Origin of the sequence: Vibrio sp. CyArs1, from assembly GCF_022432925.1 — a bacterium.
In the GTDB taxonomy this organism is placed as follows: Bacteria; Pseudomonadota; Gammaproteobacteria; order Enterobacterales; family Vibrionaceae; genus Vibrio; species Vibrio mediterranei.
Genome location: NZ_JAKRBO010000005.1, coordinates 169,282 through 195,612, shown reverse-complemented (window position 1 = coordinate 195,612; position 26,331 = coordinate 169,282). Strand labels below are relative to the sequence as shown.

Annotated in this window: 21 protein-coding genes; 13 read left to right on the top strand and 8 right to left on the bottom strand. The window is 43.6% G+C overall.

Going from position 1 to position 26,331, the window contains the following annotated elements:
- Positions 1 to 220: 220 nt before the first annotated feature.
- A complete protein-coding gene (locus MMA19_RS16210; protein WP_236109716.1) occupies positions 221 to 1,360 on the top strand; it encodes a fatty acid desaturase in 1,140 nt (379 codons plus the stop codon).
- A gap of 90 nt (positions 1,361 to 1,450) precedes the next feature.
- On the top strand, positions 1,451 to 2,674 hold the full coding sequence (locus tag MMA19_RS16205) for an MFS transporter (RefSeq protein ID WP_240206678.1): 1,224 nt from the start codon (positions 1,451 to 1,453) through the stop codon (positions 2,672 to 2,674).
- On the opposite strand, the gene MMA19_RS16200 is transcribed toward MMA19_RS16205, so the two are convergent.
- Both MMA19_RS16200 and MMA19_RS16195 read right to left on the bottom strand, forming a co-directional pair.
- Positions 2,671 to 3,624 (bottom strand): sensor domain-containing diguanylate cyclase, encoded by a 954-nt coding sequence (locus MMA19_RS16200; RefSeq protein WP_006072227.1) that lies wholly within the window; start codon positions 3,622 to 3,624, stop codon positions 2,671 to 2,673. The genes MMA19_RS16205 and MMA19_RS16200 overlap by 4 nt on opposite strands.
- Positions 3,621 to 4,583, bottom strand: a complete 963-nt coding sequence (locus MMA19_RS16195; protein WP_240206677.1) for a response regulator — start codon at positions 4,581 to 4,583, stop codon at positions 3,621 to 3,623. The genes MMA19_RS16200 and MMA19_RS16195 overlap by 4 nt, the downstream gene beginning before the upstream one ends.
- A gap of 421 nt (positions 4,584 to 5,004) precedes the next feature.
- Here MMA19_RS16195 and MMA19_RS16190 point away from each other — a divergent pair, with 421 nt between their 5' ends.
- Together MMA19_RS16190 and MMA19_RS16185 are read left to right on the top strand one after the other, a co-directional pair.
- The gene (locus MMA19_RS16190) at positions 5,005 to 6,204 is read left to right on the top strand and encodes a helix-turn-helix transcriptional regulator (protein WP_240206676.1); all 1,200 of its coding nucleotides are present in this window, start codon (positions 5,005 to 5,007) and stop codon (positions 6,202 to 6,204) included.
- 108 nt (positions 6,205 to 6,312) lie between these two features.
- Positions 6,313 to 8,799 carry a hypothetical protein gene (locus MMA19_RS16185; protein WP_240206675.1) on the top strand — a complete coding sequence of 829 codons (2,487 nt, stop codon included), beginning with the start codon at positions 6,313 to 6,315 and terminating at the stop codon, positions 8,797 to 8,799.
- Positions 8,800 to 8,831: 32 nt separating this feature from the next.
- On the opposite strand, the gene MMA19_RS16180 is transcribed toward MMA19_RS16185, so the two are convergent.
- The gene (locus MMA19_RS16180) at positions 8,832 to 9,086 is read right to left on the bottom strand and encodes a DUF1289 domain-containing protein (protein WP_240206674.1); all 255 of its coding nucleotides are present in this window, start codon (positions 9,084 to 9,086) and stop codon (positions 8,832 to 8,834) included.
- Positions 9,087 to 9,315: 229 nt separating this feature from the next.
- Here MMA19_RS16180 and MMA19_RS16175 point away from each other — a divergent pair, with 229 nt between their 5' ends.
- Complete coding sequence (locus tag MMA19_RS16175) at positions 9,316 to 9,771, top strand: META domain-containing protein (RefSeq protein ID WP_006072222.1); 456 nt, start codon at positions 9,316 to 9,318, stop codon at positions 9,769 to 9,771.
- 59 nt (positions 9,772 to 9,830) lie between these two features.
- On the opposite strand, the gene MMA19_RS16170 is transcribed toward MMA19_RS16175, so the two are convergent.
- The 3 genes from MMA19_RS16170 to MMA19_RS16160 form a co-directional block, all read right to left on the bottom strand.
- Complete coding sequence (locus tag MMA19_RS16170) at positions 9,831 to 10,763, bottom strand: class I SAM-dependent methyltransferase (protein WP_038222543.1); 933 nt, start codon at positions 10,761 to 10,763, stop codon at positions 9,831 to 9,833.
- Positions 10,764 to 10,789: 26 nt separating this feature from the next.
- Entirely contained in the window at positions 10,790 to 11,476 is a 687-nt protein-coding gene (locus MMA19_RS16165; protein WP_006072220.1) for a TIGR01621 family pseudouridine synthase, read from the bottom strand.
- Between the two features lie 92 nt (positions 11,477 to 11,568).
- Positions 11,569 to 12,912 carry a sodium-dependent transporter gene (locus MMA19_RS16160; RefSeq protein WP_240206673.1) on the bottom strand — a complete coding sequence of 448 codons (1,344 nt, stop codon included), beginning with the start codon at positions 12,910 to 12,912 and terminating at the stop codon, positions 11,569 to 11,571.
- Positions 12,913 to 13,421: 509 nt separating this feature from the next.
- On the opposite strand from MMA19_RS16160, the gene cls reads away from it, so the two are divergent.
- The 3 genes from cls to MMA19_RS16145 all read left to right on the top strand — a co-directional run bounded on the left by cls (position 13,422) and on the right by MMA19_RS16145 (position 16,598).
- Complete coding sequence (cls, locus tag MMA19_RS16155) at positions 13,422 to 14,879, top strand: cardiolipin synthase (RefSeq protein ID WP_038228207.1); 1,458 nt, start codon at positions 13,422 to 13,424, stop codon at positions 14,877 to 14,879.
- Between the two features lie 142 nt (positions 14,880 to 15,021).
- Positions 15,022 to 16,227: a cystathionine beta-lyase gene (locus MMA19_RS16150; RefSeq protein ID WP_240206672.1), complete on the top strand. Its 1,206-nt coding sequence runs from the start codon at positions 15,022 to 15,024 to the stop codon at positions 16,225 to 16,227.
- 56 nt (positions 16,228 to 16,283) lie between these two features.
- Positions 16,284 to 16,598 (top strand): DUF6693 family protein, encoded by a 315-nt coding sequence (locus tag MMA19_RS16145; protein WP_006072214.1) that lies wholly within the window; start codon positions 16,284 to 16,286, stop codon positions 16,596 to 16,598.
- 69 nt (positions 16,599 to 16,667) lie between these two features.
- Here the strand turns inward: MMA19_RS16145 and MMA19_RS16140 are convergent, their stop codons facing one another.
- Positions 16,668 to 17,303 carry an SDR family NAD(P)-dependent oxidoreductase gene (locus MMA19_RS16140; protein ID WP_240206671.1) on the bottom strand — a complete coding sequence of 212 codons (636 nt, stop codon included), beginning with the start codon at positions 17,301 to 17,303 and terminating at the stop codon, positions 16,668 to 16,670.
- A 150-nt stretch (positions 17,304 to 17,453) separates the two neighbouring features.
- Here MMA19_RS16140 and MMA19_RS16135 point away from each other — a divergent pair, with 150 nt between their 5' ends.
- Entirely contained in the window at positions 17,454 to 18,068 is a 615-nt protein-coding gene (locus MMA19_RS16135; protein ID WP_239914056.1) for a DsbA family protein, read from the top strand.
- 61 nt (positions 18,069 to 18,129) lie between these two features.
- Here the strand turns inward: MMA19_RS16135 and gyrA are convergent, their stop codons facing one another.
- Positions 18,130 to 20,772, bottom strand: a complete 2,643-nt coding sequence (gene gyrA, locus MMA19_RS16130; RefSeq protein WP_240206670.1) for a DNA topoisomerase (ATP-hydrolyzing) subunit A — start codon at positions 20,770 to 20,772, stop codon at positions 18,130 to 18,132.
- A gap of 312 nt (positions 20,773 to 21,084) precedes the next feature.
- On the opposite strand from gyrA, the gene ubiG reads away from it, so the two are divergent.
- The 4 genes from ubiG (at position 21,085) to yfaE (ending at position 26,058) form a co-directional block, all read left to right on the top strand.
- Positions 21,085 to 21,795 carry a bifunctional 2-polyprenyl-6-hydroxyphenol methylase/3-demethylubiquinol 3-O-methyltransferase UbiG gene (gene ubiG / locus MMA19_RS16125; protein ID WP_240206669.1) on the top strand — a complete coding sequence of 237 codons (711 nt, stop codon included), beginning with the start codon at positions 21,085 to 21,087 and terminating at the stop codon, positions 21,793 to 21,795.
- Positions 21,796 to 22,283: 488 nt separating this feature from the next.
- A complete protein-coding gene (nrdA, locus tag MMA19_RS16120; RefSeq protein WP_006073933.1) occupies positions 22,284 to 24,575 on the top strand; it encodes a class 1a ribonucleoside-diphosphate reductase subunit alpha in 2,292 nt (763 codons plus the stop codon).
- A 74-nt stretch (positions 24,576 to 24,649) separates the two neighbouring features.
- On the top strand, positions 24,650 to 25,783 hold the full coding sequence (gene nrdB, locus MMA19_RS16115) for a class Ia ribonucleoside-diphosphate reductase subunit beta (RefSeq protein ID WP_006073932.1): 1,134 nt from the start codon (positions 24,650 to 24,652) through the stop codon (positions 25,781 to 25,783).
- On the top strand, positions 25,783 to 26,058 hold the full coding sequence (yfaE, locus tag MMA19_RS16110) for a class I ribonucleotide reductase maintenance protein YfaE (RefSeq protein WP_006073928.1): 276 nt from the start codon (positions 25,783 to 25,785) through the stop codon (positions 26,056 to 26,058). Before nrdB ends, yfaE begins: the two co-directional genes overlap by 1 nt.
- The last annotated feature ends 273 nt before the right edge of the window (positions 26,059 to 26,331 follow it).

Sequence of the window (26,331 nt, the reverse complement as noted above, 5' to 3'; positions counted from 1 at the left end):
CAACTAAGACCACAAAGATTAAGCAATATGCATACCATTAATTAACCTTCTGTTTTTAAAAGATTTAGTCAAATTACATGCATCATATCGCACCACTTTCACCCGTCGATAGCTAGTATTGGTGCAATTTTCCGTTAAACACTGTAACAACTTATTCTTTGACTTACACGTGTACGCTGATATTCTAGCGAACAGTTGTAAGCTTAAATGGAGTTATTGTATGAACACGGCTCACAAGCCCCCGATAATTTGGTTAAACGTCACGATTTTTCTTGGCACTTTTATCCTAGCCACAGTAGGCACCACATGGTATGGCGTGACACACGGTTATACCCTTGCACACTGGGTTTGGTTACTCATTGCCTTTGTATTTTGTGGTATGTCCATTACAGCGGGCTATCACAGGCTGTGGTCACACAAGGCATACGAAGCACACAATTCACTGAAATACCTATTTGCTATTGGTGGTGCCTTTGCTCTTCAAAATAGCGCATTGCACTGGTCTTCAGACCATCGTGTTCATCACAAACACGTCGACAATAACGACAAAGACCCATACTCAGCGAAGCGAGGCTTTTGGTACTCACATATCGGATGGATGCTTAGGGAGTATCAAGCCGCACGATACGATGATTATCGTAACTGCCGAGATCTTCAAAAAGACAAGGTGGTGATGTGGCAACACAAACATTATGTCGCCCTTGCCCTACTCACCAATTTCGGTATCCCAATTGCTCTGGGAGCAATTTATGGCGATCTGATCGGTTTCATACTAATTGTTGGTGCACTACGATTGGTACTCAGTCATCACACGACCTTTTTTATTAACTCATTAGCTCATGTTTGGGGCTCTCAGCCGTACACCAGCAAAAACACAGCACGGGACAACGGGATTTTAGCGTTTGTTACTTTTGGTGAGGGTTACCACAACTTCCACCATATCTTTGAGCATGACTATCGAAATGGCATTCGTTGGTGGCAGTTTGATCCGACTAAATGGTTAATACGCTCTTGCGCTTATCTTGGGCTAGCTAAGGGACTAAAACGCGTGTCACCTTATCGCATTGAGAAAGCGCGTCTGTTGCAAACCATGCAAACGGCCAAGGGCAAAATCTTCCAACTTCCCAACGCAGAGCAAATTCATTCGGTGATTGAACAAGAATTGCAACATTTGATCAGCAAACTGAATGAATGCGACGAACTAAAGACGCAACTTATCAAGTCGGCAAAATCCAATGTCAAAGAAAAGTATGAGCAAGCTTTATTGCGAGTGCGAATAGAGCAATTAGATTTAACGTTAAAAGAACAAAGACGTCGTTGGTACAGTATGGTTAATAACCCTAGGCTAGCGATCAGCTAATGTGGTAGTCAATTAAGTTGACACTGGGCGAGCATCATTGATGCTCGCTTTTTTTTATACTTTCTGCCGTATTTATCACATGGTTTTGCTATGAAAAAAAGCAACTTATGGCAGCTAAGCCAAGCGTCAATGGGCATTGTTCAATGGATAGGTCTCGCGATCATTGTTGCCCCTCTCATCCTATCCCGGACCAACAGCGCGCTACTCGTTGGTCAAGTGATGTTGATTTTAGGTTTAAGTGGCTTAACTGCTCCTTTGCTTGGTTCTATCGCCGATAAATACATGCTTCATAAACCTATGCACCTACTAGCACTCATATGTCATGCCAGCGCATTACTGCTATTACTTTTCGTTTCTACAACTCAATGGCATTACTGGGGTATTGCCTGTTTGATTGGTCTTGGCAGTAACCTCCTGCTTATTCTCAATCCAACGCTTGCTTTACGCTTAAATAGTTCGCCAAAAAGCCAGTCAAACGCACTGAAACACCTTTTCCAAATTCAAATGCTTGGGGTAGCCGTGGCTGGCGTAACCATTGCTTGTCTTGACTATTTGCAGCTATCCGTGAATATACAGTTGGGCACACTCTTTGCCTTCGACCTGTTGTTGATTGTCGTTACAGTTCTTTATCCACCCAAGACCCTGGTCTCTATTACTGAACCTCATGAATTAAACACGAATTCGGATCGTAGCCATTCTAAAGTTGTTTGGTTTGGATTCGTCGTTTGCGTATTGATGTCTATGTTTGTGGGTTCAAATATGGTGGAGATGGGACCAGTCATTATTGATAAAGGGTTTGGCGTTAACGTATCGAGTTCCGCATTCGGAATGGCTATCGCAGCACTTGTCACCCTCGTCGCACTTACACCCGCAGGCACTTGGATGGCAACTCATGGAGCCCACTCTCTTTGGTTCATCACCGTGATAGTAAACCTAATTGTAGGCATCAGTATCTGGTTTATGTTCGGCCACAATATTATGGCACTTTTACCGCTCTCTCTGATATTAATCTCCATTATCAATGGTGCGTGGAACGACATTTCTATTGCCGCTCTTGCGGACGAAATTAGCCCTTATCGACCTGCAACAGCGCAAGGGTTTATGGCAGCCGCCGTATCCTTAGGGTTCTCTATTGGTACTTACATCGTGGGGGTTCTGTTAGATCACGATAAGATTGCCAACGTGATGGGCTTTTTGGCGTTAAGCGGTCTTGTTGTTGCTATGCTTGCAAGTTGGGTACTAGTTAAACTGCCAAAAACCAAAACGCTGCCTATTGAACAGCAGCGCTTTGAGTCAAAAGATAAACAGTGCTAGAGGATGGACGTGGCGTTACGACCAGCTTCTTTGGATTGGTAAAGGGCTTTATCCGCGCGCTTTAGCCAATCTACATGATTATTATCTTCAGCGCTGCACTCGGTGATACCTAAGCTAATGGTGTATTGGAGTGACTGACCATCGAACTCTAAACAGAGCTCCTCTACTCGTTTACGCAACCTTTCTGCAAAATACGACGCTTGATCTGCTGTCGTGTCGGTGAGTAAAACGGCAAATTCCTCTCCGCCGTAGCGACCACACACATCACTACCTCTCGCAGCCTTTAACAGCTGCTGAGCTGTCTCTTTGATCACGTTATCGCCAGTGGCGTGGCCATAGTTGTCATTGACACGTTTAAAATGATCAATATCGAACATTACCAGCGTTGACGTACGTCCCGTGGTCTGTACCGAATTAAATTCCTCAATAAACTGTGATTCCCAGTAAGCCCGGTTAAACAGTCCAGTAAGTCCATCTGTGCGACCTAACTCCGTCAACTTCTCATTGGAGCGCTTGAGGTGCATTTTACTCTTAGCAATATCCGACACATCTTGCAGCATAATAGCAAAATGCGTGACATCTCCTTGGGGAGACTTAAGTGGCGTAATCACCATGTTCTGGTACATGTTGAGCAAGCCTTGTGAAACAGGTGAGAAGTTTTTGAATTCAAAGATAATTGGACGATCTTCCCAGTTTGAAAAGCCCCGAGTTTTTAGAGTTCCAGTCGATTCCAGTTTCGCTCTTAACCACTTTTCAGGAAGATTGGGATAACTTTCAAACAAGCACTTGCCCATAATGCTGTCTGCATTAATACCGCTATAGTTTTGCATGAAACTATTCCATGCACAGACATTGTATTCACGATCTACCACAATAAGACCCGCATCTAGCGTATCCAGCAACTGCATCGTCCAATGAAAGTCGGAAAGCTCGAGTGTCATAGTGGTCATTGTAAAAGCTCCATTTGACGATGGATAATCTCCACGGATTCCACATCAAACATAAACAATACGGAGCAGAATAAGTCTAATGCTTCTGCATCATAGGTATATTCAATCGTAAATACGTTTTCATTAGCATTGAGCATCGAGTTTTCGGGACTGAAATCTTCTATTCTTAACGGTTCACGTAACGAGAACTCTAACCCTAGTTGCTCCGATAACGATACTAAGAAAGAAGAAACGAGGACATTCACTAAATTGACAACAATTTCATCGTGGGAAATTTCACCATCGTCATACCCTAAACGTCGTCCCACTTGTGCAACCGACTCACCCTCGATACAAACTAATGCCTCACCATGTAAACCACCACCAACAAACCGCTGTGCCGCCGCGCAGCTATTATCACGATTTAGGGTATCTTGAATCATCATGGTGAGCTCACTAAACGTCAGTTCGCCGACTCTTGGAACCGGTAATAGGATGAACTCTTTAAGCTGTTCTGAAATCGTTGCAGCACCCGTCCCCAAAGCGATATTCGACGTTTCTTGGAAGCGTTCAAACATCTGTTGTTTGCTAAATGACTGCTTTGAAGAATGCGCATGATGAATTGGGATCTGCAGATCATGAAATAGAGGAGTTGCCGATTCTGCTTTTAACGGTTTCTCTATGAATGCATAAGCACCGAGATCGAAACAGCGTTGTTGGGCAATTTCTTGAATGTCGCCAGACACTACGACCACTTTGGTCTGATGGCTGAATTCTTGAAGAGCTGTCAGTACTTCAAAGCCATCCATTTCGGGCATTGTTAAATCAAGAAATAAGATATCAATGTTATCGCACTGCATTGTTTCAAGTGCTTGGCGGCCATTTTCCGCAAATATGATCTCACCATCAAAAGAGCTTGCGATAAAACTCGCTAGACTTCTTCTTGCTACCTTTGAATCGTCACATATAAGTATCCGCATGAATCCATTAATATTATTGATAATTGACTAACCTATAATAAACAGAATTCCATCTGGGATACCAGTACCAATTTGAACTAAGATCACATTTTCATTTTAAATACGCCGTGCGATTAATCTATTTACAAGGGAGAAATATCGTCTGACTTCTGCTCAAACTGTGGAATAAAGACCAGCCTTAATCTCTTTATTTTCCCCTATTCGCTACATTTAAAAAGTCAGTCAGCGGCATCTCTGAAGTTGTTCTAGGTACCTATAAGTAACAACATACTCATTAGTGCTTTGAATTAGTTTGATCGCACCCTCAAAATGCACTTAAACACTGTGCAACTCATTCAGCATACAGAATAGCAACCTATATTTACCTCTTACTACTAACAATATTGCCATTAAGACAACCAAAATCAGATTCACACTACATATGGAAAAGTCACTTACAAGCCCACAGCAGGATGATATCGATACAAGTTATGTTGAACTGTTTGCTCAATATAGCGAATTGTTGGAATTACTCTATTCGGCAAGTCTGTCTCCAACAGGATTTCAACCGTTTCTAGATAAGTTGGTCGAGGTGTTTAACCTTGCTGATGCAACCATATACTTCACCAAAAAGTCGACACTAGATGTCTATTCTGCCTGGCTCTCTGGTCCCAAAGCTCCCGCCTTAATCGAGTTTGTAGATCGCAAATTGGATAGTGCTAACTATGTTATGGACTATGTACAAAGCAATCCGATGAGTCGTTTCTACTCCCTTGATAAGGACATTGGTCGCTCCCCTATTGAAACGCGTTCGGGAACTATTCTGGAGTCCGAAGAGTGGTTTGATTCCCATGGGTATCGAGATATGTGTGGTGCAGTCATACACCATGACAGTGAGAGTGTCGCTTGCATCGCGGCACACAGACTCATTGCTCAAGGCCCATTTGAACCTAAAGAGATGCTGATTTTGGATAATCTTATGCCTCACATTAAACAGGCGTATCTCTTGTATCAGCAAAATGCCAAGCATGGCAATTTCTCGAATTGGGCAAATATCATCGAACATATTACCCAACCTACCTTAGTGTTTGGCCCCAGAGTAGAGCTGCTCCAATCAAATAGTAAAGCTCGTCAACTGCTCCATGAGCTGGAAGACGTGTACATCGATGGTCAACAAGTCATTTTTGAAAACCCCGACTATTTTCGACAGTTTACCGTGAAGGCTCTAAAAACCTGTTGCCTTGATTTTTCCGAAGATCAAACATTTCAGGTCTTAAACATCCTTGACACTTCAACGCGAAAGCTCACTTTGGTTTTTACACCAATTCAAGTAGAAACAGGGATACAAGGTGTTCTAGTTTATTTGATCGATAAAACTTCTCATCCTCAAATTAACCCAACGCTTCTTCACGATCTTTATCAGTTATCGGAAACAGAAATTCGCGTGTGTGAATACACATTACGAGGATACAGTCGTCAGGAAATTGCCGACCAACTCAATCGGTCACCGCACACGATTAAAGATCATTTAAAGTCAATCTATTCCAAAACAGGAACCAGAAAACAGGCAGAGCTAATTGTGATGATTCTCACAACTACTAATCTGACTGCCCCCCCCACTTGGGGGGAAACAAAGCCATAGCGTTGCGTCATCCTCCATTGTCGATTTTATTAATAGCCATCTGTCCAAATATAAAAACAACGTCAGTTTGGGCTAGGTAATAAACCTTCAAAGGAAATGAGGCTTACTATGAAATTTGTAAAATCTGCGCTGACTCTGTCTATTGTGTCAGTGCTTGCTGCTTGTGGTGGAAGTGATGATGATTCCGGCACATCAAGTGTTAATAGCTATGCATTACAGGGCAAAGTGGTTGATGGATATATCTATCAGGCTTTGGTTTGGATTGATATCAACCAAAATAGTGTAAGAGACAGTAGCGACCCACAAGCAAAGTCGGGATTGGATGGTTCATATACGTTGGAGCTTTCGGAAGAACAGCAAAACAAGCTAGTAGGGTTACCTATTCTCGCCGAAATTACTAATGAATCCGTTGATGTAGGAGATACCCCACCCGCCACAGAATCAGAGTTGCAGTCACTATTAGAGGTGGGAACATTAAAAACGGTATTTTCTGCCTCTCAAACCAGTCATTTCATAACGCTAAGTATGCCTCCATTAAGTAAAGCCGATCTTACTAGCTTAGAAAGCCAGGGGAGCCTGGAGGGGGGGATTATCAACCCGTTTACAACGGAAGCGCATGAAGCAATTCAGTCTACTTTAAACACTATGTTAGACCAAAATGAGCTGGATTCGCTCACAAGCGAACAAATGGAAGCGTTTCAAAACAATATTGATAGCTTAGTTAAAAAAGCAGTCGATGATAAAGTAGCAGAGATTAAACAAAGTTTGTCCAGTAACCTATCTGACGAAGCACTGGTTAATCTGCTAACGGGTGACTTTATTCTTGAGGGTGGCGACGCTAAAAGTGAACTAATGAGCGCGGCAGAATCTAAGGTTTCAGCTAAAGTCACGCTAGAGAACGAAATCAAAGAACTCGAGACACTCAACCCTGGTGCAGAAATCACTAAGGAATCTGACTCCGGTACTTGGGTTTTCACTCCCGAGCATACGGATTTAGAAATCTCCGTTCGTTATGAGTGGGAAGAGATAGAAAAGAAAAAAGACGGCGTAACCGAATACGAGTATAGCGAAACCACTTACTACACGCCTGAAGGCGCAGATGAACAAGTTTATAGCCAATTCACCGAAGTCTATTCTCAGGACAGCAATGGTAGCTACACCGAAAAACACAGTTATCAAGCCGACCTAAATCTAGACGGCACTCTCGATTATTCCAGCTTCTTCTACGATGTTGGGACTGAAACCAAGGTCGACGGGGTTACGATTGATACCTACGAACGTTATTTCGATGAATCCAACCCAGGAGATATTGTTGGCAACAACATTGTTGAAGATATACCAGAAAGAAACCTGACTTACGATTCGGTAGATGCGCTAGCTGCTGCTATTGAGAGCGGTGATCTTTCGGGTGTTGATTCAAAACAAATGATTACTCGAAATAAATCCGCGACCAGTGAGTATGAATTTACTACAGTGAATATGACAGAATTTAAGGTCTCTGACTCGAGTGACTTAAGCGTAGCGTCCTACAAAGAGTACAGTGAATCTTGGGAGTACTTCACCGGTGCAGAGAAAAATGTCGTGTACATGGATTGGAATGCCGATGACACCTTTAACTCAATCGACACCGTCGAATTAAACGCAGACGATAGTGAAGTATATCGATATCAACAACCTGTTTGGAATTGGGATGGATCTGAGAGTTCAGAATATCAGTTTAACTACTGGCAAGATTGGACCGTCGAGATTTCAGAAGATAGCAATGGGCATGAAGTGGTTCGAAATTTTGGGTCTAAATCGCTATTAGATGAGAGCACCAACTCACCCGAGCTTGATGACCAAAACGAGACGCAGGTATTCCATAAGTGGGACGAAACTACCGTGGAAAGAAGCAGCACGGACATACGCACACTGCTCAAATGGAACCATTATGAGCTTACTGGGCACAGCTTTTTTAAAAATGAAAGCGGGCAAAAATACTCGGTAACTATAGATGGAACTACTACGACCTATCCGGAATACTGGGGACAATATGCCGCTGACTTGGATGAATTTGTTAATCAGCTTGTTGATGAGGGTCTCAACTCTCAAGAGATTTGGCTAAAAGTTATTAATGAGTCGATTCGCGGAATACGTCGAACAGAAGGTTTTGAATGGTGTGATGTCGATATTGAAGGTGACAGTGCGACTGCTGACAACTTTAGTACCCAACTAGCTAACTGTGGTGGGGCGCTTAGTTTTACCGTTAGTGATGTGCAGGACTCTCGCTTAACTCGACGTAAGTCATCAGATACTGAGGTTCGTTTTTGGACACTGTATAGCAATGGAAGCAGCTTGAGAGAAACATGGAAGAGTAGTGGCAACACAAGTAGAAGCAACTATAGCTGGACAGTAAACAGTTCCGGTCACCTTGTATTGACCAATGATGATAACACTTTCACTCGCACCATCGTTCCTTACTTTAAAGGCGAACACGGCGCTGGCGTGTTAGTACTGGACAAAGATTCTTATGAGCCACAATACGATGCGATTTGGAGTGCCTACTTTACTGACACTTGGGGACTTTATATTCCAACCACCCCAGAGATAAACTAGAGGAAAGAAGCAGGAGCGATATCGCTCCTGCTTTAAAACAAATCTTGTTGAGGGCTATTGTCCTCTTCCAGTACCGCGTTTGTCACCGGTATTTTGCCTTGCATTAGTTTGCGGCGATAACGTTGACGACATAATTTAATAATATGAAGTTGCTGTGCGGTGGTGAAGCTCAACCAATTAAAACGCTCATCACGCTTACGCATGCATCCTTGACAATACCCTTTCTCATCAACTGTGCATACACGTACGCATGGACTTGGTACGGTGAAAAACTCTAGTTGCTCCATCGACATCCTTTATTCATATATTTGGACTACACTCTTTGAGCGAAAACAAACTTGGATAGTAAGAATAGTCTGATTTATGTGGCTTTTGCGAATCCAATATCACTGTTACGCAATGGTTTACACTTATCCAATTAAAAAACCACTATACTAAACATAACCTACTCCTGACAAAAAACAGTGTTTTATTAGTTAGGCTTGTCAACAATTTCATTCAGTTGGAGCAAATTATATGAAGATTTTTTCTAAGAAGTTACTTGCCGCAGTTGCACTTCCAGTACTAATGACGGCTTGTGCCGCGAACGACACTAAAGAGGAAGCGATGAAAGCTGTAACCGCACAAGATCTTCAACACCACAATTGGAACTTGGTTCAAATTGACGGCAACGCTATTCAAGTTGATGAACAGAACCAAACACCTCGCCTAGAGATCGGTGAAAAGATGACGGCAAACGGCAATGCTGGTTGTAACAACTTCTTCGGTCAAGGTGAGCTTAAAGATGGTCAATTCCGCATCGAAAAAATGGGGATGACTATGAAGATGTGTGCCGGCACAGCGATGGATATTGAACAAACGATGTCTAAGACGTTGTCAGATTGGAGCGATATCACCGTCACTAAAAACGGTCTTGAGCTAAAAGGCGCGGAGCACACACTTACGTTCGAATTGAAAGATTGGATGAACTAATTCCAATTACTTCCTACAGAAAACGGCACGCAACGTGCCGTTTTTTATTTTAAGTTTATTTAGCGAAAGAGTAATACCTTCAAACTGGCATCGTCATCTTTATCAGCAAACTCTGATGGATTAGCTAATCGCTCAATATAAGCAAGTGTTGGTGCTTCTTCTTTCATGCTGTCAATCAGAAAGCTTGGTGTAACACTAGGAGAGTTCACACACGCCATCACCTCACCTTGCTTATTCAACAGTTCAGGCAAACGTCGTAAGATCTTTTTGTAATCCTTAGTCAAGGCAAAACTCCCTTTTTGGAACGACGGAGGATCGATAACAATGATGTCATAGGGTCCGTGCTTTTTGATTTTGCCCCACGACTTAAAGATATCGTGCGCCATAAAGGTTACTTTAGACGTGTCATGGTCATTTAATCGGTGATTATCGCGTCCTTTATTTAACGACGCGCGCGCCATATCAACGTTAACCACATGTTCTGCCCCACCTTCAATTGCTGCAACGGAGAATCCACATGTGTAGGCAAAAAGGTTAAGGACTCGCTTTCCAGCAGCACGGTCTTTGACCCACTCCCGACCATTTCTCATATCAAGGAAAAGTCCAAAGTTTTGGTTGCGACCAATATCGAGTTGATATTTACAACCTAGCTCTGAGACAACTGGTCTTTGGTCAAGCTCACCCCATAAGACTTCTGTTGGTGCGCCATCACTGTACCGGTGCTGTAAGACAATCGACTTGCCTTGCACTTGTTGCCAAAGTTCGCTAGTTGATAAATCCTCAAGCCCTTGCGTGAGCACAGCCATAAACGTCTCATCAACGGGCTTGAACAAATTCACCAGCAACTGATTAGATGCCCAATCACAAGTTAATTGCTCCAAACCTGGCCAGCACTTTCCTCTACCGTGAAAAAGACGTCTTACCTCTGCATTGGATTGAGACAGCCCAATTGAGATTTGCTCAAAGAATACACCTAACTGGCTAGCTTGCATCGCCTCGTTTTCGCTGTTTGTCTGTTCTATTTTTTCGGCCATGCTAACTCCCACGGTTGTGACCATTTATCGATAGCGTCCTCAACTTCTGCTGAGCGCCATTTTTCCCCAAGAGAACCCTCTCGCGGGTCACACCTAAACTGAAACAACTCACCACTTAGCTCAAAGCGCAGCGCATAGGCATGTAAATAGCCACGATCAGAACTGTCACTCGTGTTATAGATAGCATCGCCTTTAATTGGAGAACCAATCGACTTCAATGCAACACGAATTTGGTGTGTTTTGCCGGACAGCGGCTTACACAAAAAGACCCGTTCACCGTTTTCTGCTGCAGCAGAAAAAAACTGTGTCACCGCTGGATTATTCTTTGAATTAACCAACTTCCAAGACGAGCGTCTTGAGCGCTCCATATCGCCAATTATCGTCCCTTGCTTTTTCTTTGGCTTTTTACTGCCTATAGCTAGGTAATACTTGTCTATGTCGCGTTGCTCAAATAAGCGTGAAAACTGTGCCGCGACTTCAGCTCGTTTGGCTAATATCAGTAATCCCGATGTCATTTTATCGAGTCGATGGACCAGATGAAGTGACGATGCGCCAATAGCAATTGCAACGTCCGACACCAACATAGTGTCGCCATCATCTTTATGAACGCTAACTCCTGGATATTTGTTGATGACAACAAAGTCCTCATTTTCATAATGAATATCGAACATACGATGCCTTATCGCTAAGGAATAATGGGCAGGGATAATACACAAAAGCTGCTCAATGAGCAGCTTCTAGTTTGCGATAATGTGTAGATTGCTTACAAGAATGGGTAAGCAAACACCATTATGATGGCGATAGGACAAACCACTTTGACGTAAATAGGCCAAATACGCCAAAACCAAGTTTTCTCGATCTCTGGGTTGCCTTGTTGAATTTCTTTAAGCAGAGCATTCCGACTCCAAACCCAACCAATAACCACAGCCCAAACCACTCCCAACAATGGCTGCATATACATGGTTGACACTTTAGCTACCCAATCAAATAGCGTATCGAAATTCGCAGCGATGAGTACGCTGAACAAAAGAATAGCAGCACCCAGAATAATGGCTGACTTCTCTCGCTTGATTTTTAATTCTTCTTGCAAACACGATACTGGTACTTCCAACATAGCAATAGATGACGTCAAGGCAGCGATCACCATTAAAGCGAAGAAGGCGACACCAACCACCTCTCCCACTAATCCCATTGAGTCAAACAAACTTGGTAAGACCGTAAATACAAGATTTCCTGAACTGATCAGCTGACCTGTTTCACTAAAGATCTGCACACCATTTGCTTTTGCAACGAACATTGCTGGAAGAATTAGTAAACCAGCAAAAAACGCTACACCAGTATCAATTATGGCGACTTGACCCGCCGTCTTGGGAATATTGACATCTTTACTTAGATAAGAACCATAAACCATCATCGCACCAACGCCGAGCGACAGGGAGAAAAATGCTTGCCCCATAGCGTTAACGACCAATCCCCCATTTACATGCTCCCAGTTAGGAACGAGGTACATTCTTAACCCATCGAGAGCACCGTCTTGAGTGAAAATGTAGATAATGAGAACCAAAAACAGTGCAAACAAAACTGGCATCAATCGTGATGACCATTTTTCGATACCATCTGCGACACCACGGCGTACCACAAACACTGTCATCAACATAAATATGACGGTCAAGAGGACGTTGCGTCCTGTTCCAAAGGTGATTAACCATTCAGAAAACTGCTGTAAGCCAATTAACTTCATAATTGGAGAGATTCCAAAGCCAATTAACCAGCCAGCTAAGATGGCGTAAAAGCTCAAGATCATTGATGCAGTTAGCATTGCAGTGGTACCAAAAAACACCGCTAATAAACGATTATTTGTCCAAATCTTTCGTAGTGATCCGATGGGGTTAGATTGCCCATATCGACCAATTGTAAGCTCAGCGACAAGCATTGGGAAAGCAAGTAGAGCCATCATCAAAAGATAGATAAGGAGGAATGCGGCCCCGCCATTACTGGCTGTTTGTGTCGGGAACCCCCAAACATTACCTAAACCCACTGCTGAACCAGCAGCAGCCATAATAAAACCAAAGCGAGAAGAGAATTGGCCTCTATCGGAACTTGCCATCAGTATGTACCATATGTGTCTATTAACTAGACGAGTTTGCGGCTGTCCATGAGATGATTTTGGCGCACAAAAAAGCTGCCTTTGATTGGCAGCCTATCCCTGTGCTCACGATCTTTTGCTTTTAAACATATGAAGTGTAATCTTTAGTTTACACTTCATATGGAATTTATATCCAAGAGCGATATAGCAAGTAAAACAGCTTATCTTTAAAATTGGAAGCACCAAACTTCCAACTGGCCATTTTCCATTCGCTTTGCCGATAGTTTGCGGTTTATTCCATCAACTGTAAACCCCTCAACTAAGCAACTCTCCTATTCTCTTACGACTTGGTATGCCGTGCTTCGATATTAATAACATCGTCATCAAAACAACGCCGATTTGTATAGAAATTACCTATTTCATTAATTTTTATGGCTTGTGTAACAGGTTGTATTTGACAGGCAACTAACTATTCCAAATACTTGATTCTGAGCTTATTATTTGCGAAAGCGTCTTTCTATCGAGGCATAATGGACAAGGTATACCACTTTCTTACTCTCGCAGGCATCGGACTTTATTGGGTCCTAGTGGCTGGTGTCACTTTGCGCGTTGTACTAAAACGCCGCGCCGTCAGCGTTTCTCTAGCTTGGTTAATGGTGATATACATCATCCCAGTCGTTGGGGTCTTATGTTACTTCATGTTTGGTGAGCTTAACCTAGGTAGAAAGCGAGCAGATCGAGCTAGGGAAATGTTCCATCCATTTGGTGACTGGTTTTATCAACTGAATGACTGCAACGCACATGTTACCGATGGGTTAGGCACTCATATTTCGAAAATCGACCATCTGTGTAACAACAGAATGGGCATTCCAGCTCTATGTGGTAATCAACTTCAGCTACAAACTACACCACAAGAGATCCTGTTATCAGTGATCAAAGATATTGAGCAAGCCAAAGAGAGCATTCGTATGGTGTTCTACATTTGGTATCCAGGTGGATTAGCGGATTCGGTTGCATCAGCGCTCATACAAGCCGCCAAACGCGGTGTAGACGTTAAAGTCCTTCTTGACTCCGCCGGTAGCCCCACGTTCTTCAAAAAGAGTCATTGGGCACAAATGATGCGTGATGCGGGTATTGAACTGGTCGAAGGGCTAGAAGTGTCTCCTTGGCGTATTTTCCTACGTCGCTTAGATCTCCGTCAGCACAGAAAAATCATCGTTATAGACGATGAAGTGGCTTACACCGGCTCAATGAACATGGTCGACCCCGCTTACTTCAAGCAAAACTCCGGCGTGGGCCAATGGATTGATATTATGGTCCGTATCGAAGGTCCTACAGTCAATGTGCTGTCTGCAATACATTGTTGGGACTGGGAAGTAGAAACAGGCGATCGACAGCTACCAGCTCAACCCGAATGCGCTATAGAGATCCCTAAAGACTCTAAACCAGTTCAGGTCGTACCGTCTGGGCCAGGTATGCCAGACCAGTTAATTGGGCAAGTCCTCACCCTCGCAATGCATCAGGCAGAAGAGTCGGTAAGAATCACCACACCTTATTTTGTACCTAGTGCTGATTTGTTGGAAACGATCAAAACAACCGCACAACGAGGGGTCAACGTTGAGCTCATTATCCCGAAGAATAACGACTCGATTATGGTGAAATGGGCATCACGCGCATTTTACACTGACTTACTTTCCGCTGGTGTCAAAATCTACGAGTTTGATGGCGGTTTACTACATACTAAGTCGGTTGTTATCGACGAGCTCTTTTGCTTAGTGGGAACCGTCAATATGGACATGCGCAGCTTGTGGCTTAACTTTGAAGTGACCCTTGCTGTGGAAGATCCAAGCTTCACCAAAGAGATGCACCAGCTACAATCGAGCTATATTCAGCGCTCGGAGTTAGTCGACTACAGCGTGTGGAAGCAAAGAAGTATTTATCATAGATTTTTTGAAAGACTATTTTATCTCTTCAACCCACTGCTCTGACCTTAGATTTCACTCCTACCCGACAACGTTTTATGAAGGCTAAAGACTTGAAACTCTTTAGCCTTCGTGTTTTATTGCGTCTATCCTCTTTTAAAAACTCGCCTTCCTACACGAAAGTTCAAGGCTAAGACAGGGAATCTAAATGTCAGAAAGCAAGACCACCAAATTTGTAACTGCTGGCCGCAGTAAGAAATGGACTAACGGCGTAGTTAACCCGCCTGTACAACGAGCTTCTACCGTTGTCTTTGACACCGTGGCGGAAAAAAAGCACGCCACCATCAACCGAGCCAACAAGACACTGTTCTACGGACGCAGAGGCACTAACACACACTTTGCCTTTCAAGATGCTATGACTGAAATTGAAGGTGGTGTTGGATGCGCGCTTTACCCATGTGGCACGGCCGCTATTTCTAACGCCATTTTGTCGTTTGTTGAGACTGGTGATCATATCCTGATGGTGGATACTTGCTACGAACCAACGCGCGATTTTTGTGATTCAATCATGAAGAAAATGGGGGTAGAAACGACCTACTATGATCCGATGATTGGTGAAGGCATTCGTGAACTGATTCAGCCCAATACCAAAATTCTATTTTTGGAATCACCTGGCTCTATCACAATGGAAGTTCAAGACGTTCCTTTGATGGCTAAGATCGCACACGAAACCGATATTATTGTCATGCTTGATAATACTTGGGGCGCTGGTGTGAATTTCTCACCTTTTGAACACGGGGTCGACGTTTCTATTCAAGCAGCTACTAAATACATCGTTGGTCACTCCGACGTTATGCTGGGTACGGCAGTAACTCACGAAAAGTACTGGGATCAATTGCGTGAACAAAGCTATCTGATGGGACAATGTGTTTCTCCAGATGATGCCTACTTAGGACTTCGTGGCATTCGTACGCTTGATGTGCGGCTGCGCCAACATGCAGAGAACAGTTTGCAAGTTGCGAAGTGGTTAGCAACGCGTGCCGAAGTCGACCATGTGCGTCACCCTGCCCTAGATACATGCCCTGGCAGTGAATATTTCCACCGAGATTTCACCGGCGGCAATGGGCTATTTAGCTTTATCCTTAAGACCAGTAATACCAAAGCAACAACGGCATTTTTGGATGGTATGAAGCACTTTAGTATGGGTTATTCTTGGGGTGGATTCGAAAGCTTAGTGTTGGCAAATGAACCAAGTAGCTTCAATTCATTACGAACGGTAGCCAAGCCTAATTTTGAAGGGACGCTAATTAGACTTCACATTGGGCTGGAAAGCATTGATGATCTGATTAACGATCTCAAGCAGGGCTTTGAGCGCTATAATTCCGTTATACAAGAACAAACTCTTACCCAATAAACCTCAAATGGCTTTCAGTGTTGAAAGCCATATTTAATTTACGATAAGGTACTCTTATGAGATTACGAGCAGATGTCGCTATCTTTGACATTCTGGGCCACTTACTCATCTGGTTAATTCTCAGCATTGTCACGTTTGGCATCGCGCTGTTTTTCTTCCCTTATTCATTTTCCAAGTTCATCATTAATCGTACTTACGTCATTGATGAATCCGGCAGAGAGCGAAGAATGGACTGTGATATCGATCTATTTAGCGACTTAGGTCATGTATTGCTCTGGTTTGTTATTTCAATACTGACATTAGGGATCGGCTATGTATTTTACTTTTATCGTGTTTGGAATTACGCACTCAATCACACCCGAGTAGAGTAGCATTACAGATAACCAATGAAGCTCATCGACATGTTGGTGAGCCTCGTGTATTTCTGTAGAAAATTTCCTTTAGTTATAATTCACCGTCGGATCAACACACTGGTATATCTGACCAATTGACGCCTCGTTCAACAAAATTTGATGTGCAAGGCGAGCGACTTCACTTCGAGTGATCGCACCATGTACTTCAACTCCTTGCGATAACTCCCCACAATTTGTCACCTCCCCGTCTTTCAATCCACCAGGTCTCAATACTGTGTATTCCAGTTGACTGCTGGCTAACCAAGCTTCAGCTAAGGACTTCTCCCTTACCGCTGCCCCAAAGCCTGCTTTCGCTCGCTCCGAAAGAAACTTCCATGAATCTCCACATCCTAATGAAGTAACCAACAGGAAACGTTCAATACCTTTTGTCTCCAGTGCGTCTATCAAGTGACGGTGTCCGAGATAATCGACCGGTACTTCGGCTCTAAAGCTGCCCATGGTTGAAAGCACTACGGTGTCTTTCGGAAGACATTCCACCGCTGCCTCGACATCCGGCTGTTTAGTTGCATCACAAGCAATTAATTGAACACACAAGCTGGCCAGTTCGTCGGTCTTTTTCGGATCTCTTGCAACACCAATAACTTCCACTCCTTGACTTGCAAAATAGCGAACGGCAGCCAAGCCAAGGCCACTGCTTGCACCAAAAATAGTAATACTCTTCATTTCAACACTCCACATTGATAATGATAATAATTTACACTATCAAAAATACCAGTCTAGGTGTTAAATCAAACAAGTGTGGGTTATAAGACAATTTTTCATGATAAGGTGAACCATTACACTCTTCGTTTAGCGAGAGACAAGGATGATCTTATGAGTAAAGCTGCGAAACTGTATTATGTTTATGACCCGATGTGCTCATGGTGCTGGGGTTATGCACCTACTTGGAATTTGGTTAAGACACAGTTGGATGACCAACTAGACATTCAATACGTGCTCGGAGGCTTAGCCCCCGACTCCAACGTACCAATGCCATCAGAAATGCAAACTCAAATCGCCTCTTATTGGCGCAAAATCGAAAGTTATTTAGGCACTGAGTTTAATCATGAGTTTTGGACCTTAAATACGCCTAAACGCTCCACTTACCCAGCCTGCCGCGCGGTGCTGGCTGCACGTAAGCAGCAGTCCGAACAAGACATGTATCGTGCTATACAGCAGGCGTATTATCTTGAAGCAAAGAATCCGAGTGAGTCAGAAGTACTTTTCGACTTAGCTATACAGGTTGGACTAGATATTGAAGCATTTAGACATGACTTTCTTTCAGCTGAGATCAGTCAGCAGCTTTCGGAAGAGATAAGATTTGCTCGTAGCATTGGCGGTAACAGCTTTCCTTCTTTATTTTTAGCCCATGATGACATCCTTGTTGAGCTACCCATTGATTATAAAAATCCCAACACAACAATCGATTTAGTCAAACAGCAACTCTGAACGTTCTAGAGACGAAAAAAAACCTGTCTCATTGAGACAGGTTTTTCACTACAAATGTTGATTAGTCTTCAGTAGCAGAATCGTCAGCCGCTGAGTCGTCAGCCGCTAAATCTCCAGATTCTGGCGCTTGAGTCTCTGCATTTGCTTCAACTTCTTCGCCCTCTGGCAACTCTAACTCTTCGACTTCATCAATACGCTGCAAACCAACGACTGACTCGTCAGACGCGGTGCGGATAAGCGTAACACCTTGAGTATTACGACCAACCTGACTCACTTCAGCAACACGAGTACGAACTAGCGTCCCTGCGTCGGTGATCATCATCATTTCGTCGCCTTCTTCAACTTGAATCGCGCCAACTACTGGACCGTTTCGCTCAGAAACTTTGATAGATACAACACCTTGTGTTGCACGACCTTTCGTTGGGTATTCTTCAAGCTCAGTACGCTTGCCGTAACCATTTTGTGTCACGGTTAGAATGTCACCTTGGTTAGAAGGAACAATCAACGACACCACTTGGTCTTCATCTGCCAGTTTCATACCACGGACACCTGCCGCAGTACGACCCATAGCACGTACTTTGTCTTCGCTGAATCGAACTACTTTACCTTGCTTCGAGAACAGCATGATGTCACTTTGACCATCGGTAATATCAACGCCGATTAGCGAATCATCATCACGTAGGTTTACAGCAATTAGGCCGTTTGCACGAACGTTAGAGAATTGGTCTAGAGAAGTCTTCTTAACGGTACCGTCACCAGTCGCCATAAAGATAAATTTCTCTGGGCTAAATTCACTTACAGGAAGAATCGCCGTAATACGCTCACCTTCTTCTAGTGGAAGAATGTTAACGATAGGCTTACCACGAGCAGTACGACTTGCGAGTGGCAATTGATACACTTTCAGACGGTAAGTCTTACCGCGCGTAGAGAAGCACAAGATATTGTCGTGAGTATTTGCAACAAGCAGACGCTCGATGTAATCCTCTTCCTTCATCTTAGTCGCACTCTTACCTTTACCACCACGACGCTGTGCTTCGTAGTCGCTTAGGATTTGATACTTCACATAACCTTCGTGAGACAAAGTGACTACTACGTCTTCACGAGCGATTAGCTCTTCCATATCAATGTCGTGAACCGCCGCTGTGATTTCACTACGACGCTCATCACCATAAGTTGCTTGAACTAGTTCAAGTTCTTCGGTGATCACTTCCATCAAGCGCTCTGTGCTTGCAAGAATGTGCATCAGTTCTGCAATTTCTTCTAGAAGTGCTTTGTACTCATCAAGAATCTTCTCATGCTCTAGACCAGTTAAACGGTGTAGGCGAAGTTCAAGAATCGCTTGAGCTTGTTGTTCCGTTAGGTAGTACAGACCGTCACGAATACCGTATTGGTCTTCTAGCCAATCTGGACGAGCTGCATCGGTACCAGCGCGCTCTAGCATAGAAGCTACGCTACCTAGCTCCCAACCACGAGAAACCAGGCCTACTTTTGCTTCAGCTGGTGTTGGTGCGTTCTTGATAAGTTCAATAACTTCATCGATGTTCGCAAGTGCTAGAGATAGCGCTTCTAGAATGTGAGCACGGTCTCTTGCTTTACGAAGTTCGAAGATAGTACGGCGCGTCACAACCTCACGGCGGTGATCAACAAAGCACTTCAGCATGTCCTTAAGGTTGAACAGCTGTGGCTGACCATTGTTTAGGGCAACCATGTTGATGCCGAATGTCGTTTGCAGCTGAGTCTGTGAGTACAGGTTGTTTAGAACCACTTCACCTACTGCGTCACGCTTACATTCGATAACAATGCGCATACCGTCTTTATCAGACTCATCACGTAGTGCGCTAATGCCTTCTACTTTCTTATCTTTAACTAGCTCTGCAATCTTTTCGATTAAGCGAGCTTTGTTCACCTGATAAGGGATCTCGGTAACAATGATGGTTTCTTTACCATTCTTGTCTTCTTCGATCTCTGCTTTAGAACGCATGTAGACCTTACCACGACCCGTCTTGTAAGCATCGATGATGCCTTTACGACCACTGATCAGTGCCGCTGTCGGGAAATCTGGGCCCGGGATGTAATCCATGAGCTCGTCAATCGTGATGTCTTCATTCTTGATGTATGCCAAACAGCCATCAATAACTTCGTTTAAGTTATGTGGTGGAATGTTTGTCGCCATACCTACAGCGATACCTGACGCACCATTAACCAAAAGGTTTGGAATTTTTGTCGGTAGTACGGCTGGAATTTGTTCCGTTCCATCATAGTTAGGAACGTAGTCAACCGTCTCTTTGTCTAGATCCGCTAGCAACTCATGAGCGATTTTCGCCATGCGGACTTCGGTATAACGCATTGCCGCCGCAGAGTCGCCGTCAATCGAGCCGAAGTTACCTTGACCATCGACCAACATGTAGCGAAGTGAGAAAGGCTGCGCCATACGAACGATGGTGTCGTATACCGCACTATCACCGTGTGGGTGATACTTACCGATTACATCGCCGACCACACGGGCAGACTTTTTATATGGTTTATTCCAATCATTACCTAGAACATTCATCGCGAACAAAACGCGGCGGTGAACAGGTTTTAGACCATCACGCACATCTGGAAGAGCACGACCCACGATAACTGACATCGCGTAGTCGAGATAAGAGCCTCTCAGCTCATCTTCAATGTTTACGGGCGTGATCTCTTTAGCTAGATCGCTCATAGAGCCAATATCCCTCTATATTTTGATCGTATACTCGATACGTATAAGGTGACAAAATATAACACATTAATACCGTGTTCGGCATCACTTTCCCTTCGCTTTTATCATGTTGTGACCTTGGTTGCGATTCAAACGTCCACAATTTGCACATTTCCAATCTATGACTCTGAAAATCGGCGAAAAAACCGTCAATTAATCAGATAAATAGTGTGCTGGATAAAGAATTCTGAGGATTCTGCCTACGAGAAGATATTTCCCAATCCAATTTGCGGTATACTGCGTCGCAACCTTGGAACAACACTCTTGGCATATATGGATAAGCAACAAAACGTAGACCTCAACGAAATTAAGAAATTTGAAGAGATGGCAAGTCGCTGGTGGGATCTTGAAGGTGAGTTCAAACCACTACATCAAATCAACCCTCTCAGACTCAATTATGTTTTAGAAAAGGCCAATGGCTTGTTTGGTAAAACCGTTCTTGATGTAGGTTGTGGCGGCGGTATCCTTGCAGAAAGTATGGCGAAACAAGGTGCTGAAGTTACAGGGTTAGACATGGGTAAAGAGCCGCTTGAAGTCGCCAGGCTGCATGCATTAGAAACAGGCACCAAACTGACCTATGTGCAAAGTACAGTAGAACAGCACGCCGCTGAAAACGCAGGCAAATATGATGTCGTAACATGTATGGAAATGCTAGAACACGTGCCAGATCCTGCATCAGTCATCGCATCATGTTCAAAACTGGTTAAGCCTGGTGGCCAAGTGTTCTTCTCCACCCTTAACCGCAACTTGCAGTCTTACTTATTTGCTATCGTTGGTGCAGAGAAGCTGCTTAAAATAGTTCCAGATGGCACACACTCACATGACAAATTCATCAAGCCTTCAGAACTTATCAAGATGATCGATAAAACTGACCTTACGGAGAAAGGGATTACAGGACTTCTCTATAATCCACTAACCGATACCTATAAACTGGGTAATCGTGTCGATGTGAACTACATCGTGCTCACCGAAAAGTCACTTTAAGTTCCTCTATATCTAGTGCCAATTTCCTTCGGTTAATTGGCACTCAGCTTCGTTAATTTTCACACACAAATCATTTACAAAAACAAGACACTTTCGCCGATTTTGTGTGCCGATATCGCAGTTTTATTGAGCTAAAGAATAACAACCAAAAATTGGCAAAGATCAAGGAATTTTTTTTCGTCTTTGTTTAAAACAAAACCAATCTGCTAGCACGCAAATTTCACTACTAAGTCAGGTCTATCTTCAGTGGTAAGTATCTACTAACTGAAATTTTTCTTTCCCCTAGTTATCCACAAGACATTCAATTTCTCAAACTTGAAAATCTCCCGCTATAGCACTATCTTGTAACTCGTAGTTAAGATGACCCCTATATCTTGTGTTGGAAGCCGAAACGTATAGGGTGACATTGATCACGAAGCTATCGCTAAGACTCAACAAAATTTCATAAAAGCGAAGCTTCATATTGTTTTGTTAGGGAACACCTCAGAATGAACCAACAACTTACCGTTACTAAGCGTAATGGCCGCAAAGAAAGTATCGATCTCGAAAAAATCCATCGCGTCATCGCATGGGCTGCAGAAGGGCTTAACAACGTTTCTGTATCTCAGGTAGAACTCAAGGCTCACATCCAGTTTTATGATGGTATTACTACGTCAGATATCCACGAAACTATCATCAAGTCTGCTGCAGATTTGATTTCAGAAGATGCACCAGACTATCAATATCTAGCTGCGCGTTTAGCTATCTTCCACCTTCGTAAAAAAGCTTATGGCCAATATGAGCCACCAGCGCTATTTGACCATGTTTCTAAAATGGTAGAGATGGGCAAGTACGATGCACATCTATTGGAAGATTACACTAAGTCTGAATTAGATGAGTTAGATAGCTATATCGACCACACTCGAGATCACGACTTCTCATATGCTGCCGTAAAACAGCTTGAAGGTAAGTACTTCGTTCAAAACCGTGTTTCTGGTCAGATTTACGAAAGTGCACAGTTCCTCTACATCCTGGTAGCGGCTTGCCTATTCGCTAAGTATCCAAAAGCGACTCGTCTTGACTATATCAAGCGCTTTTATGATGCAACATCAACATTCAAGATTTCTCTACCAACACCAATTATGTCAGGTGTTCGTACTCCTACGCGCCAATTTAGCTCGTGCGTACTGATTGAATGTGGCGATAGCCTAGATTCTATTAACGCAACAGCAAGCTCAATTGTTCGTTACGTTTCGCAACGTGCTGGTATCGGCATCAATGCCGGTCGTATTCGCGCGCTGGGTTCTGAAATCCGTGGAGGCGAAGCATTCCATACTGGTTGTATCCCATTCTACAAGTACTTCCAAACAGCGGTTAAATGCTGCTCGCAAGGTGGTGTTCGTGGTGGCGCAGCAACTGTGTTCTACCCTATGTGGCATGGCGAAGTACAATCACTACTTGTTCTTAAGAACAACCGTGGTGTAGAAGAAAACCGTGTACGTCACATGGATTACGGCGTTCAGCTGAACAAACTCATGTATGCTCGCCTAGTTCAAGGTGGCAACATCACTCTATTCTCGCCTTCAGACGTACCAGGTCTATATGACGCGTTCTTTGAAGATCAAGATGAGTTTGAGCGTCTATACGTTAAGTACGAAAACGATCCATCAATTAAGAAAGAAACCGTTAAAGCGGTAGAGCTATTCTCTCTACTGATGCAAGAGCGTGCTTCTACAGGTCGTATCTACATTCAAAACGTAGACCATTGTAATACGCACAGCCCATTCGATTCGAAAGTTGCGCCAGTTCGCCAATCTAACCTATGTTTAGAAATCGCACTGCCAACTAAGCCATTGTCAAACGTAGAAGACGACTCAGGTGAAATCGCGCTATGTACACTTTCGGCATTTAACCTTGGTGCAATCAACGAGCTCGATGACCTAAAAGATCTATCGGACCTAGTGGTTCGTGCTCTTGATGCTCTACTTGATTATCAAGACTATCCATTACCAGCGGCTTATAAGTCTACGATGAATCGTCGTACGCTGGGTGTCGGTGTTATTAACTATGCCTACTACCTTGCGAAAAATGGTGTTAAATACTCTGACGGTTCTGCAAATAACCTCACTCACCGTACGTTTGAAGCGATTCAATACCACTTGCTAAAAGCGTCTGTTGAACTGGCGAAAGAGCAAGGTCGTTGCCCATCGTTCCATGAGACAAACTATGCGAAAGGTCTATTACCTATCGACACTTACAAGAATGATGTCGATTTAGTGTGTGACGAGCCACTGCACTATGATTGGGATGCACTACGTTCTGAAATCATGGAATTTGGTCTACGTAACTCAACACTGACGGCGCTAATGCCATCTGAGACTTCCTCTCAGATTTCTAACGCGACTAATGGTATTGAACCACCTCGTGGCTACGTTTCAGTGAAAGCATCAAAAGACGGTATCCTGAAACAGGTTGTTCCAGACTTCGCTAATCTAAAAGAGAACTACGAACTACTTTGGAACATCGGCAACAACGACGGTTACTTGCATCTAGTAGGTATCATGCAGAAATTCGTTGACCAAGCGATCTCAGCAAATACTAACTATGACCCAAGCGTTTACGAAAGCGGCAAAGTGCCGATGAAGAAATTGCTTCAAGACCTGCTTACTGCGTATAAATATGGCGTGAAGACACTTTACTACCATAACACTCGCGACGGGGCGAAAGACGACCAAAGCGACAAGTCTGTAGTAGTGGTTGAGCAAGATGACGATTGCGCAGGCGGCGGCTGTAAGATTTAATATCTCGCAGTAAACAAGTTAAGATTTTCTCGCCCTTCCCTTAAACGGAGGGGCTTAAAAAGGATTGCAGCACAATGGCTTACAGTACTTTTACCCAAACAAAGAATAACGCATTAAAAGAACCAATGTTCCTAGGTCAACCAGTGAACGTTGCGCGTTATGACCAACAAAAATTTGAGATTTTTGAAAAGCTGATTGAAAAACAGCTTTCCTTCTTTTGGCGTCCAGAAGAAGTAGATGTATCAAGTGATCGCATTGACTACAACAAATTGCCAGAGCATGAAAAACACATTTTCATCAGTAACCTGAAGTACCAAACGCTTCTAGACTCGATTCAAGGTCGTAGCCCGAACGTTGCTCTGTTACCGCTCGTGTCACTTCCAGAACTAGAAACATGGATCGAGACATGGTCATTCTCTGAGACTATCCACTCTCGTTCTTACACACACATCATCCGTAACATCGTGAACGATCCAGGTGTGGTTTTTGACGATATCGTTGAAAACGAACACATCCTAAAGCGTGCGAAGGACATCGCACACTACTACGATGATCTAATTCAAGCGACAAACGACTACCACCGCTTCGGTGAAGGTACGCACAACATCAAAGGCGAAGAAGTTAAAGTTAACTTGTACGACCTGAAGAAGAAGCTGTACCTATGTCTGATGTCAGTAAACGCACTAGAAGCGATTCGTTTCTACGTGAGTTTCGCTTGTTCGTTTGCGTTCGCAGAGCGTGAACTGATGGAAGGTAACGCGAAAATCATCAAGCTGATTGCTCGTGATGAAGCGCTGCACCTAACCGGTACTCAGCACATGATTAACCTGCTTCGTAACGGTCAAGACGATTTCTCATTCATGCAAATCGCTGAAGAATGTAAGCAAGACTGTTTCGACCTATTCAAAGAAGCGGCAGAGCAAGAAAAAGAGTGGGCAGAATACCTATTCAAAGACGGCTCTATGATCGGTCTTAACAAAGATATCCTGTGCCAATACGTTGAATATATCTCGAACGTTCGTATGCAGGCAGTTGGTCTTGATGCAGCTTATCCAGAAGCTACATCGAATCCAATTCCTTGGATTAACGCTTGGTTATCATCTGATAATGTACAGGTTGCACCACAAGAAGCAGAGATCAGTTCTTACCTTGTCGGTCAAATCGACAATGAAGTAAACGCAGACGACTTCGAGGGCTTCGAACTTTAATGCCAACCATTAAGATAAACTCTATCACCACTATAGAGTCTAACCCTTCAAACACAGTCTTAGAGACTATGGAGCAAGCAGGGTTAGAACCTGAATACAACTGTCGAGACGGGCACTGTGGCGCTTGCCGCTGTACACTGGTTTCGGGAGAAGTGGAATATGTAGGGTTTGCAATGGCATATACACAAGGTAATGAAATCCTGCCTTGTATTTGTCGAGCGAAAACTGATATCGAGCTCGACAATATTGCGCATCAAGTTAAGAAGCGAGCATAGCTCAAGTCATTCCCAAAACGGCTCTCCAGAGCCGTTTTTTATTGCTGCGGGTTTGAGCAGGTGTAGTCAGCGAGTGTGCAATTCCCTTCACTAAATCGTACAACATTAAAAATAACCCTTTACAAGGTGTTTTATAAGCCCCATACTGGCGTCGCTCTGTTGTTCAGAGTTATTAAATGAAATATCCAGTTGTAAAAGTAAAACTCTCAGAATCTCTTCGTTATTGTCGTCATCCTCAGTGTTTCCCTAAGCTTCATCGATACATTAAATAAT